Source organism: Brevundimonas sp. KM4, assembly GCF_000964075.1.
GTDB lineage: Bacteria > Pseudomonadota > Alphaproteobacteria > Caulobacterales > Caulobacteraceae > Brevundimonas > Brevundimonas huaxiensis.
This window is the reverse complement of the sequence record NZ_JZRG01000005.1, coordinates 245,434-256,965: the sequence shown is the minus strand read 5'-3', so window position 1 is coordinate 256,965 and position 11,532 is coordinate 245,434. Positions and strand designations below refer to the sequence as shown.

At 66.4% G+C, this 11,532-nt stretch carries 10 protein-coding genes; 2 read left to right on the top strand and 8 right to left on the bottom strand.

The window, feature by feature from the left end; all coding sequences use genetic code 11:
• Nucleotides 1-67: 67 nt before the first annotated feature.
• Together VH88_RS02800 and VH88_RS02795 are read right to left on the bottom strand one after the other, a co-directional pair.
• A complete protein-coding gene (locus tag VH88_RS02800; RefSeq protein ID WP_052689465.1) occupies nt 68-529 on the bottom strand; it encodes a DoxX family protein in 462 nt (153 codons plus the stop codon).
• Between the two features lie 41 nt (nt 530-570).
• Complete coding sequence (locus VH88_RS02795) at nt 571-1,776, bottom strand: M48 family metallopeptidase (protein WP_045809873.1); 1,206 nt, start codon at nt 1,774-1,776, stop codon at nt 571-573.
• A 145-nt stretch (nt 1,777-1,921) separates the two neighbouring features.
• Between VH88_RS02795 and VH88_RS02790 the strand changes: the two genes are divergently transcribed.
• Complete coding sequence (locus tag VH88_RS02790; protein WP_105625219.1) at nt 1,922-2,182, top strand: hypothetical protein; 261 nt, start codon at nt 1,922-1,924, stop codon at nt 2,180-2,182.
• A 72-nt stretch (nt 2,183-2,254) separates the two neighbouring features.
• Here VH88_RS02790 and VH88_RS02785 read toward each other — a convergent pair whose 3' ends face one another.
• Together VH88_RS02785 and ppdK are read right to left on the bottom strand one after the other, a co-directional pair.
• A complete protein-coding gene (locus VH88_RS02785) occupies nt 2,255-2,782 on the bottom strand; it encodes a porin family protein (RefSeq protein ID WP_039244441.1) in 528 nt (175 codons plus the stop codon).
• Nucleotides 2,783-3,122: 340 nt separating this feature from the next.
• A complete protein-coding gene (gene ppdK, locus VH88_RS02780; protein WP_156146730.1) occupies nt 3,123-5,804 on the bottom strand; it encodes a pyruvate, phosphate dikinase in 2,682 nt (893 codons plus the stop codon).
• A gap of 209 nt (nt 5,805-6,013) precedes the next feature.
• Here ppdK and VH88_RS02775 point away from each other — a divergent pair, with 209 nt between their 5' ends.
• Nucleotides 6,014-6,367 (top strand): endonuclease domain-containing protein, encoded by a 354-nt coding sequence (locus VH88_RS02775; protein WP_039244543.1) that lies wholly within the window; start codon nt 6,014-6,016, stop codon nt 6,365-6,367.
• Between the two features lie 129 nt (nt 6,368-6,496).
• Here the strand turns inward: VH88_RS02775 and glyS are convergent, their stop codons facing one another.
• From glyS to VH88_RS02755, 4 genes are all read right to left on the bottom strand, one after another.
• Entirely contained in the window at nt 6,497-8,569 is a 2,073-nt protein-coding gene (glyS, locus tag VH88_RS02770; RefSeq protein ID WP_045809872.1) for a glycine--tRNA ligase subunit beta, read from the bottom strand.
• On the bottom strand, nt 8,569-9,462 hold the full coding sequence (locus VH88_RS02765) for a glycine--tRNA ligase subunit alpha (protein WP_039244438.1): 894 nt from the start codon (nt 9,460-9,462) through the stop codon (nt 8,569-8,571). Before VH88_RS02765 ends, glyS begins: the two co-directional genes overlap by 1 nt.
• Before the next feature lie 100 nt (nt 9,463-9,562).
• On the bottom strand, nt 9,563-10,450 hold the full coding sequence (locus tag VH88_RS02760) for a fasciclin domain-containing protein (RefSeq protein ID WP_052689464.1): 888 nt from the start codon (nt 10,448-10,450) through the stop codon (nt 9,563-9,565).
• Between the two features lie 203 nt (nt 10,451-10,653).
• A complete protein-coding gene (locus VH88_RS02755; protein WP_045809871.1) occupies nt 10,654-11,532 on the bottom strand; it encodes a 4-(cytidine 5'-diphospho)-2-C-methyl-D-erythritol kinase in 879 nt (292 codons plus the stop codon).

Here is an 11,532-nt window from a genome sequence, read left to right as displayed (position 1 = left end):
CCTGGGTTCCGGGTTCGTCCTTCGGACGCCCCGGAATGACGTCAGAGTGCCGAATGTCGCATTGAAGCTACAGCCGGGGCAGGAACAGGACGAAGTCCAGGCTCCACAGCCCCGGTCCATTGGCGATCAGCCAGATCAGGATCGCCATCAGCAGGGTCTCGGGCAGGTCAAGATAGCTGGAGAGACGATAGCCGAGGCTGGTCCCCTCCACCGACTTCGACGCCACGGTCACCAGGGCGACCAGGCTGATGATCAGCAGCACCAGGGCCGCCAGGCTGGTGAACAGACCCATGATCAGCAGGGCGCCGAAGGCGAACTCGCACACGGACACGAACTTGGCGGTCTGGCGCGGCGCCGCGATGCCGGCCTCGACCATCGTCTTCTGCATCTTCTCGGCCTGGGCCGGGGTGAACAGCTTGTAGAAGCCGGACAGGAAGAACATGCCCCCGACCACGACCCGCGCGATCAGGGGCGCGATGTCCATCAGGGCCGGAACGCCCAGGCCGAGGTCGCGATAGAGGTCGATCATGGGGCGAAGGCTCCGCTTGGAATGGCGAAGCCTTCAATGCCCTAGCGACGCGTCGGTTGCCCTGCTGCGGCTTGGGCGGGATGCGTCGCCTTCCATTCCATGGCGCGGCGGATGCGGTTCTCCACGCTGGGGTGATCGTAGAACAGGAACTCTTCGATCGCCGACGGCGACGGGGCGCGGTATTCGGCGGTCTTGATCAGGGCCTTGGACAGACCGTCCGGTTCATTGGCGTGAACCAGCGAGAAGTGGTCGGCGTCCTCCTCCATCGTGCGGGTCATGGTGGCGAAGACCGGCGTGCCCAGCACGCCCAGGAAGGCCAATACCAAGGCCAGGACCGGCAAGCCCGCAGGGTCGGAGATGTCGCCCACGCGATCCGCCCTCAAAAGACGATGCGCCACGGGATACAGCCGGTCGGTCAGCCAGAAGGCCAGCACCGACCACAGGACCAGAATGCCGACGGTCCAGAGAATGTGCGCCCGGACATAGTGGCCCATCTCGTGGCCGACCACGCCGCGCACCTCGGCCAGATCCGCGCCCTGTTTGAACATGGTGTCGCTCATCGCCACCCGCGCCGTGCCGAAAAGGCCCGAGACATTGGCGGTGTAGCGGTCGGACTGTTTGGAGCCGTCGTAGATGAAGATCTTGTCCGACGGCGTGCCGGTCTGTTTGGCCAGGGTCACGACGGCATCGCGCACCGGCCCGTTCGGTGCGGGCGTATAGGTGTTGAAAATCGGCTCGATCACCAGGGGCGCGAGCACCAGACCGATGACGATGAAGGCCGCTGTCACACCGGCCGCCCAGGCCCACCAGAACCGGCGCGCCCGCCGGATCAGGGCATAGATGGCCACCAGCAGCAGCGAGGTCGCCACCATCGAGATGGCCGCGCCGATCACGGCCTCGCCCAGCCAGCCGCCGAACGCCTGGCTGGTCAGCGCATACTGTTTCTCTCGCCACCAGCCCTGATAGATCGCCCACGGCAGCGTCAGCGCCCAACTCATGGCCGAATAGACCAGGGCGACGGCGAAACTGGCCAGGATCGGCCGGCGACGGCGACGTTCGATCCGGCTGCGGATCGCGACCAGCAGGCCGGTGCGCACGATAATCCAGGCGACCAGGGCCGAGACCAGGAAGCTCCACAGGATCAGCCAGTGCGAACCGTGGGTATAGGCGATGGCCCGGGCCGTTTCCTGGGGCGACAAGGTCGCCAGCCACTGGGCCGTCGCGGCCGCCGGATCGAAATTCGTCATGGTTTTCTCCCTTGCGAGAACCAAATCGCGCGACCCGCGTTATGTCAGGTTAATTCGCATCCATGATGATTCTCGCCCGGCCACGCTTGAATCTTTCACGACTTTTTGTCACCCATTCTCCTGTCGAGAACAGGGGATGTCCCAGATGGCTCACAAGACGCCCAAGCAGGTCCTGGAAAGCTTGGCTCATGATATCGCCACCGTGTTGAAGAGCATGGGTGGCTCGGCGCATCAGAACATGGTGGTCGATTGCGTGGCGGCGATGAAGCGCCAGCGCGGCGAAGCGGTCAATCCGCCCGATCTTCGCCAAAAGATCATCGAGACCTTCGAATACTATCGCGACTGGTTCGTTCGCCCGTTCGGCGAAGGCTCGCAGCGTTGGGCCCTGGCCGGCGACTTCGGCTGATTTCACTCTCCTGAACGAAAAAGGCGCGCTCCCTGCGGAGCGCGCCTTCGTCGTTATGACTGATCGATCAGATCAGAAGCGACGGATGTAGCTGACCGAATAGGCGTCGGCTTCACCACCGTTGTCGCGGTAGTCGCGACGGGTCCAGTCGGCGCGCACGCCGTTGACGCCGTCCAGGTAGTAGTTGGCGCCGGCGCCGTAGTTCCAGCTGTCACCGCCCACGTCGGTGTTGGCGCCGGGGAACTTCTGCTTCAGCTCGGTGTGGCCGTAGCCGCCGCGTGCGAACAGTTCCAGCTTGTCAGAGACCGGCACCTTGCCGACTACGTAACCGGCGGCGTCCCACTCGTGCTTGATCTCGCCATCGACGCCGGCGACGGTGAAGTCGTCATGCTTCACGCCGACCGAGGCTTCGGTTTCCACAGCGATGTAACGGTTGAGGTTGACGCCGAGACGACCGGTGACGGCACCCGTCGTTGCATTGTCGCCTTCAAGATGAGTGTAGCCCAACGAGCCGTAACCACGCGGCTCAGGATTGGTTTGAGCAAAGGCCGGAGCGGCGATTGCGGAAACGGCGACAGCAGCGAGAAGAATGTTACGCATTGTTTCTTATTAACTCCTAGATGTGATGACCGAGCCGATCATCAGCCCCATCCAGCGAGTGCTTAAATAGGTCACAGCGTCATCTGTTCCAGAGGCGCGAAAACACGACGAATGCCTGTGGACGCCGGGACACATACAGCGTTCCGTCAAGATTGGCGACTTTGTGGCGCCGCAGCAAAAAGGGCGGCCTCGATCGAGACCGCCTTTCCTTTTTTTATCCGTCATCCTCGGGCTCGACCCGAGGATCGGACGTCGGACACACTGTGCGTCGCCGTTATTTCACCAGCGCCGGGACCGCCGGTCCTCGGGTCGAGCCCGAGGATGACGGGTATAGGATCGCTTATCGGTCCTTCTCGCGCTCCACGTTCAGCGCGGCCTGGGCCGCCGCCAGACGGGCGATCGGCACGCGGTAGGGCGAGCAGGAGACGTAATCCAGCCCGGCCTGTTCGCAGAAGGCGATGGACGACGGGTCGCCGCCATGTTCGCCGCAGATGCCCAGCTTGACCTCGGGCCGGACCTTGCGCCCCCGCTCGGCGGCGATCTCGATCAGGCCGCCCACGCCGTCCTGGTCCAACCGCACGAAGGGATCGGTTTCGAAGATGCCCTTGTCCAGATAGGCCTGCAGGAACCGGCCGGAGTCGTCGCGCGAAATGCCGAACGTCGTCTGGGTCAGGTCGTTGGTGCCGAAGCTGAAGAACTGGGCGTATTCGGCCAGGTCGCCTGCACGGATGGCGGCGCGCGGCAGTTCGATCATCGTGCCGACCAGATAGTCGAGGCTCTGGCCCGTCTCCTCGAACACCGCCTTGGCCGTGCGGTCGGTCAGCTCGCGCAGATATTTCATTTCCAGGCCCAGGGCGACCAGCGGGTGCATGATCTCCGGCAGGGGCGCGGCGCCCGACTTCTGCTTGACCTCCAGCGCCGCCTCGATGATGGCGCGGACCTGCATCTCGTAGATTTCGGGATAGGCGACGCCCAGCCGGCAGCCGCGGTGACCCAGCATGGGGTTGGTCTCGTGCAACTCCTTGGCGCGGCGCTTCAGCTTCTCGGCGTCGATGCCGGACGAGGCGGCCAGGGCGTCGATGTCTTCCTCGGTGTGGGGAATGAACTCGTGCAGCGGCGGGTCCAGCAGCCGCACCGTCACCGGCAGGCCGGCCATGATCTCGAACAGTTCGACGAAGTCCGACTTCTGGAACGGCGCGATCTTGGCCAGCGCCGCGCGACGGCCCTTCTCGTCGTCGGCCAGGATCATCTCGCGCACGGCGGCGATCCGGGTGTCATCGAAGAACATGTGCTCGGTGCGGCACAGGCCGATGCCCTCGGCGCCGAAGCCGCGCGCAGTCTTGGCGTCCAGCGGGGTCTCGGCGTTGGCGCGGACCTTCAGGCGGCGGACGTCGTCGGCCCAGCCCATCAGGGTCTGGAAGTCGCCGGTCAGTTCGGGCTCGATCATCGGCACGGCGCCGTCCAGCACCTCGCCCTTGGAGCCGTCGATGGTGATGACCTCGCCGGCCTTGAAGGTGCGGCCGCGCGCGGTGAACACGCCCTTAGCCTCGTCGATGTGGATCTCGCCGGCGCCGGAGACGCAGGCCCGGCCCATGCCGCGCGCCACGACGGCGGCGTGGCTGGTCATGCCGCCGCGGGCGGTGACGATGCCGCGCGCCGCATGCATGCCGTGGATGTCTTCGGGGCTGGTCTCTTCACGCACCAGGATGACCGCCTCGCCCAGACCCGCCAGGCGCTCGGCCTCGTCGGCGTCGAAGACGATCTTGCCCGTCGCCGCGCCGGGCGAGGCCGGCAGGCCGGCGGCGACCACGGTGCGCGCCGCATCGGGGTCCAGCGTCGGGTGCAGCAGCTGGTCCAGCGCCGACGGCTCGACCCGGCTGATGGCCTCTTCCTGAGAGATGACGCCCTCGGCGGCGAGGTCCACGGCGACCTTCAGCGCCGACTTGGCGGTGCGCTTGCCGTTTCGGGTCTGCAGCATCCACAGACGGCCCTGTTCGACCGTGAACTCGATGTCCTGCATGTCGCGGTAGTGGCTTTCCAGCTTGCCGACGACGTCGACGAACTGGGCGAACACCTCGGGCATCGCCTCTTCCATCGAGGGGGCGGTCTCGCCCATCTCCTCGCGGCCGATCTTGGTCAGGGACTGCGGCGTGCGGATGCCGGCGACCACGTCCTCGCCCTGCGCGTTGATCAGGAACTCGCCGTACAGGCGCGCCTCGCCGGTCGAGGGGTTGCGGGTGAAGGCCACGCCGGTCGCCGACGTCTCGCCCATATTGCCGAACACCATCGACTGGACGTTGACGGCCGTGCCCCAGCTTTCGGGGATGTCGTGCATGCGGCGATAGAATTTCGCCCGGTCGTTCATCCAGCTTTCGAACACGGCGCCCACGGCGCCCCACAGCTGGTCATTGGGATCCTGCGGGAAGGCGTGACCCAGTTCGCGCTCGACCACGGCCTTGTAGTCGGCGACCACCTTCTCCCAGTCGGCGGCGGTCAGGTCGGTGTCGACCGTGACGCCCAGGCGATCCTTGTGCTGATCCAGCACCTCTTCGAAATCGTCGTGGCTGAGGCCCAGCACGACGTTGGAATACATGGTGATGAAGCGGCGATAGCTGTCGAAGGCGAAGCGACGGTCGCCCGACAGTTTCGCCAGCCCCTCGACCGTCTGGTCGTTCAGACCCAGATTCAGCACCGTGTCCATCATGCCTGGCATCGACGCGCGCGCGCCGGACCGCACCGAGACCAGCAGCGGGTTGTCGACATCGCCGAAGGTCTTGCCGACCACCCCCTCGACCTTGGCCAGGGCGGCCTGGACCTGGGCGTCCAGATCAGCCGGATAGGTCTCGTTGTTGGCGTAGTAGTGGGTGCAGACCTCGGTGGTGACGGTGAAGCCCGGAGGAACCGGCAGACCCAGCGACGACATTTCCGCCAGATTGGCGCCCTTGCCGCCGAGAAGGTTCTTCATCGACGCGTCGCCGTCGGCGGAGCCTCCGCCGAAGCCGTACACCCACTGAGTCATCATGCAGTCCCTGAGCTTTTCGGATCGTCCGGCGGGTTGGCCCCGCTCGCACATGCAGCATGATCTAGCGCGTGAGAGCGGCCTTGACCATTGCGGATGTAACAATGCGTGAGGGGATGTGCGGTTTCCGGGCGACGTGCGCGCACAACCTTGACGTCATCGTCTCCTCCCCATGAAATGGGGAGGGGGACCGCAAAGCGGTGGAGGGGTTCTTGACGCACGAAGGCTCCGTCTCGCGCGCTCGCATCCTGCGCCGCGCTCTGACCCCGCCCGAAGCCCGACTGTGGGTCCACCTGCGCCGCCGCGCGCTGGATGGGCTGAAGTTCCGCCGTCAGCATCCGGCGGGCGTCTATGTGCTCGACTTCTATTGCGCCGAGGCGATGCTCGCCGTCGAGGTCGACGGCGAAAGCCATGAAGGCCGAGGCGAACATGACGCCCGGCGCACGCGCTGGCTTGCGACCCAGGGCATTGCGGTAATCCGCGTCTCAGCCGAACAGGTGCGAACGGACCTGGGTGACGTGCTCGATTTCATCGGCGACAGGGCGAGGGACCGAATCCGAAGTTAAGAGCCCCTCCACCACTTTGTGGTCCCCCTCCCCACAAGTGGGGAGGAGACGATGCGGCGAAGTCCCGTCTCCTCCCCATTCCATGGGGAGGTGGCTCGTAGCGCAGCGGAGAGACGGAGGCGTTCTGCTCTACCCCGCGATCTGGCCGAAGTCGGCGACCTGGCCCATGACGGCACGGACCTGGCCCAGCAGTTTCAGGCGGTTTTCGCGTTCGGCGGGGACGCCTGAGTTGACCAGAACGTCGTCGAAGAAGCGGTCCACGGGCGCACGCAGGCGCGCCAAGGCCGTCATGGCGGCGGCGAAGTCCTCGGTCTCCAGCGCGGCCTCGACGGCGGTGCGGGCGGCGCCGACGGCGAAGGCCAGGGTGGTCTCGGCCTCGGGCTGGTTCGGCAGGCCGGTCTGGACCATGCCGGTCGGCAGCGAGCCCTTCTTCTCCTCGGCGCGCAGGATGTTGGAGGCGCGCTTGTAGCCCGCCAGCAGATTGGCCCCGTCGTCGGTGGCGAGGAAGGCGGCCAGCGCCTCCACCCGACGCACGATGCGGACGAGGTCGTCGTCGCCCAGAGCGAAGACGGCGGCGACGAGGTCGTGGCGCTGGCCCTGATCGCGCAGCAAGACGGTCAAGCGGTCGGCAAAGAAGGACGCCAGCTCTGACGACAGAGACAGCTTATCGACTTGACGTTCGACCTTGCCCTGCTTGGTGATCAATGCGGTCGCCGGCGCGAAGGCGTCGTTCGTCAAGCCAAGACGGATTTCATTGTTCAAGATCAGGCGAAGGATGCCCAGCGCCGCTCTCCGCAGGGCGAACGGATCCTTTGAGCCTGTGGGCTTCTCGTCGATGGCGAAGAAGCCGACCAGGGTGTCCACCTTGTCGGCCAGGGCGACGGCGACCGTGACCGGCGCGGTCGGGACCGTGTCGGCGGGGCCTTGGGGCTTGTAGTGGTCGCGTACGGCGTCGGCGATCGCGTCGGAATGGCCGGCGAGACGGGCGTAATAGCCGCCCATGATCCCCTGCAGTTCCGGGAATTCGCTGACCATGCCCGACAGCAGATCGGCCTTGGACAGGCGGGCGGCGGTTTCGGCCTCGTCGGCGTCGGCGCCGACCAGCGGTGCGATTTCGCGCGCCAGGGCGGCGATGCGCTCGACGCGCTCGGCCAGGGTGCCCAGTTTGGCGTGGAAGGTGACGCCGGACAGTTTGGCGTTCCAGGCGTCGAAGCCGACCTTCTGGTCCTCGTCCCAGAAGAAGCGGGCGTCGTTCAGGCGGGCGCTCAGCACGCGGCTGTTGCCCGCGGCCAGGGCCTTGCCCCCGTCTGTCGCCTCGACATTGGCGACGACCAGGAAGTTTGGCGCCAGGCCCTCTTTCGACGGATCGCGGACGGCGAAATACTTCTGGTGCACCTTCATCGACAGGCGCACGACTTCCGGCGGCAGGGCCAGGAACTGCGGGTCCATGTCGCCCAGGATCGGCGTCGGCCATTCCGCCAGGCCCGCAACCTCGTCCAGCAGGCCGTCGTCATCGACCAGAGCGAGGCCGCGCGCGGCGCAGGCGGCTTTGGCCTGTTCCAGAATTCGCAGCTTGCGGTCGGCGACGTCCAGCAGGACGAAGTTCTTTTCCAGCTGAGTGCGATAGTCGACGAAGTCACTCACGCGCAGCAACTCGCCGGAACCCATGAAGCGGTGCCCCTCGGTGATCGCATCGCTCTGAATCCCGTCGATCTCGAACGGGACCACCTTGCCGTCGAACAGGCACAGGATGCGCTTGATCGGACGCACCCAGCGCAGCGTGCCGGCACCCCAGCGCATCGACTTGGGCCAGGGGAAGGTGCGGATGACCTGATCCACCGTCTCGGCGACCAGATCGGTCGTGGCGCGCCCCTTGGACGACAGGACGGCGAACAGGACGCCGTCGCGTTCGGTCAGTTGATCGCGTGTTAGGCCAGTCTTGCGCAGGAAGCCTTCCAGCGCCTGTTCCGGGGCCGAGACGCGCGGACCCTTGACCTCTTCCTCGCGGTCCGGCGTGGCGGCGGGCAAGCCGTCGATGACCAGGGTCAGGCGGCGCGGACCGGCATAGGTCGTCAGCGCCTCCCACGTCAGGCCGGCGGCCTTCAGCCGGTCGGAGACCATCCGCTGAAGGTCGCGCGCGGCGCCCTGCTGCATCCGGGCGGGGATTTCTTCGGAGAAGATTTCGAGAAGCAGCTGGGGCATCAGGCGGTTTTCCGCTCTTGTTCGACGTAGGCGAGGGCGCAGGCTTTGCAGAGTTCGCGGATGCGGCCGATGTAGCTCTGGCGTTCGGCGACGGCGATGGCGCCGCGGGCGTCCATCAGGTTGAACAGGTGACTGGCCTTCAGCACCTGATCATAGGCGGGCAGGACCAGCGGCTGATCCTGCGGGCCGCGCATGTCGAGCAGGCGCTGAACCTCGCCCACCATATCCTCGAACCGGCGCTTCAGACCGTCCACGTCATAGCCGTGAAAGTTGGCTTCCGACTGCTGGCGCTCGTTCTCCAGGAAGACCTCGCCGTAGGTCAGCCCCTCCTTGGTGAACTTCAGATCATAGACGTTGTCCACGCCCTGGACATACATGGCCAAGCGCTCCAGCCCGTAGGTCAGTTCGCCCGACACCACATCGACCTCTATGCCGCCAACGCCCTGGAAATAGGTGAACTGCGTCACCTCCATCCCGTCGCACCAAACCTCCCAGCCCAGGCCCCAGGCGCCGACGGTGGGGTTTTCCCAGTCGTCCTCGACGAAGCGGATGTCGTGCAGTTTCGGATCGATGCCGATGGCCGCCAGCGAGCCGAGATACAGCTCCTGAAGGTCAGCCGGGTTCGGTTTGAGCAGAACCTGGTATTGGTAATAGTGTTGGAGGCGGTTGGGGTTTTCGCCATAGCGGCCGTCGCCGGGGCGGCGGCTGGGCTGCACATAGGCGGCCTTCCACGGCTTGGAGCCGAGGGCGCGCAGGACGGTGGCGGGGTGCAGCGTGCCGGCCCCGACTTCAATGTCATAGGGCTGCAGGATGGCGCAGCCCTGCTCGCCCCAATAGCGGTGGAGCGTCAGGATCAGGTCCTGAAACGCAAGCGGCTCGGTCGAGGTGGTCAAATCGGGCTCGTGGGGAGGGGCTGCAAAAAAGACGGCGGACCATAGGGCCCGCCGCCTTCCGCTTCAACACGCTACCGAGCGAGCGCGTGGATGACCCTGATCAGTTCGGGGTCGGCTTGGCTTCGGCCGCGCCGTGGGCGGCGGGATCAGCCGCATCGACCGGCGGGGTGGCGGGGGTGTCGACCTGGCCATCGGTCGGGTTGACGACCGGCGACGAGGACGTGGTCGTCGTCATCGCGGCAGGCTGGCCGTTCGGCGCCGTCGGAGCCGGAGTCGTTTCAGCAGCCGGAGCAGCCTCGGCCGGCGCAGCGGCTTCGGCGGGCCCGGCGGCCTCTTCATCGCCCATGGCGGCCATGGAGTTCGCCGGGTTCAGGACCTTGTCGATCGGGAAGATAGCGCCGTTCGAGGCGTCCAACTCGGCGCTGACGACGGTCGCGCCATCAGCCTTGATGGCCGAACCCGTGCCGTCCAGCAGAACCTGGCTCTCGGCGGCCGTCTCCACGCCGCCCTTCTTGCCCATGATCTGGTCGGGCGTCACGTCGGCGACGATGACATGATACAGCAGCAGCTGGCGCAGTTCGGCGGCGTTGGCCGGGTCCATCAGACGCGCACGCTCGGCCTCGGGCACGGCGGCGAAGGCGGCGTCGGTCGGGGCGAAGATCGAGATGGCCGGGCGGCTGGCCAGGGTGTCGGTCAACTGGGCGGCGTCCAGCGCGGCCAGCAAGGTGGTGAACTGACCGCTGGCCTTCAGTTTGTCGACGACGGTTTCGCCGGCGACGGGCGTGGTCGCCTCTGCAGTCGTGGTGGCAGCGGCTTCAGCCGTCGGCGCCGGCGTCTGTGGCATGGCCGGCGTGGCCGGATCGGTCTGCGGCATGGTCGCCGGGGCGGGCGTCGTCGTGGTCGCCGGGGCGGTCATGTCCTGGGCGAACGCGGGGGCGGCCATCAGGCTGACGACGGCGGTGGCGGCAAGCAGTTTTGCACGAAGCATGGCGATTTCCTTTTTCCTGTTTGAGGATCGCCAGGGGGGAGACGGCGACCCGTTCCAGACATCGGAACTGCCGACTCAAATCAGAACGTCGTGATCGGGTTCCGAGATTTCGAAACAATGCGTAACGTTTGTGATGATCTGGGCGAGACCTGGGCGAAATCGCCGGTTTCGCAGTCTGATCGCCGGTATTCGGCCACAAAGCTTCAGCGTTGCTGTACGGACAGCTGTGTTGCTTTCACCCAAGCCTCGGGATGTGCGGCGGACAGAGCGCGCGCAGCGGATTGGGCCGCGTCGTCGCTGGGATACAAACCGAACACCGTCGCGCCTGAGCCGGACATTCGCGTCAGGGCGATCTGGTCGGTCGCCGCCACCGCCGAGAGGGCTGCGCCGATCGCCGGCGTCAGGGCCAACGCAGGCGCCTCGAGATCGTTGCGCTGGGCCGACAGCCAGTCGATGACGGCGGCGATGGACCAGTCCTGGGGTGGCGTGGGTCTGTCGGCGGCCTGCACCGGCCCTGCGTCGTAGGCCCGGTAGACGGCGCCGGTCGGCGAGGGGACGCCGGGATTGAACAGCACGGCCGGCAGCGGCGGCAGGCGGGGTTCGTCGGTCAGCACGTCTCCCCTTCCCTCGGCCCAGGCCGTGCGCATCCGCAGGCACATCGGCCCGTCCGCGCCGACAACGCCCGCGACCGCCTCAAGCGCGGCGTCGTCGAGATCGAGCGCCAGGACGTCGCGCGCCAGCTTCAGCGCCGCGCCCGCATCGGACGATCCGCCGCCCAGCCCCGCCGCGATGGGCAGGCGCTTGTCCAGCGTGACCTTCAGTTTCGGCTCTCCGATGCCGCAGGCCTCGCCCAGCTGACGCAGCCCGCGCAAGATCAGATTGTCGTCCGTCGCCCCCAGTCCAGCGCCGAAAGGACCTGTGATAGTCAACAACAAGCGATCCGCCGGCTCGACCGACACGCGATCCCCGACATCGGCGAAGGCGACCAGGCTGGACAGCGGATGATAGCCGTCAGCGTCCACCGCGCCGACGTGTAGGAACAGATTGATCTTGGCCGGCGCCAGGGCGGTCAGGGCAGGCAT

Excerpts from the sequence above, each read along its gene's own strand:
- VH88_RS02795 (WP_045809873.1), bottom strand. The coding sequence starts at position 1,776 with ATGACGAATTTCGATCCGGCGGCCGCGACGGCCCAGTGGCTGGCGACC.
- glyS (WP_045809872.1), bottom strand. The coding sequence starts at position 8,569 with ATGCCCCAGCTGCTTCTCGAAATCTTCTCCGAAGAAATCCCCGCCCGG.
- VH88_RS02760 (WP_052689464.1), bottom strand. The coding sequence starts at position 10,450 with ATGCTTCGTGCAAAACTGCTTGCCGCCACCGCCGTCGTCAGCCTGATG.
- VH88_RS02755 (WP_045809871.1), bottom strand. The coding sequence starts at position 11,532 with ATGCCTGCCCTGACCGCCCTGGCGCCGGCCAAGATCAATCTGTTCCTA.
- ppdK (WP_156146730.1), bottom strand. The coding sequence starts at position 5,804 with ATGATGACTCAGTGGGTGTACGGCTTCGGCGGAGGCTCCGCCGACGGC.
- VH88_RS02790 (WP_105625219.1), top strand. The coding sequence starts at position 1,922 with ATGGCTCACAAGACGCCCAAGCAGGTCCTGGAAAGCTTGGCTCATGAT.
- VH88_RS02800 (WP_052689465.1), bottom strand. The coding sequence starts at position 529 with ATGATCGACCTCTATCGCGACCTCGGCCTGGGCGTTCCGGCCCTGATG.
- VH88_RS02785 (WP_039244441.1), bottom strand. The coding sequence starts at position 2,782 with ATGCGTAACATTCTTCTCGCTGCTGTCGCCGTTTCCGCAATCGCCGCT.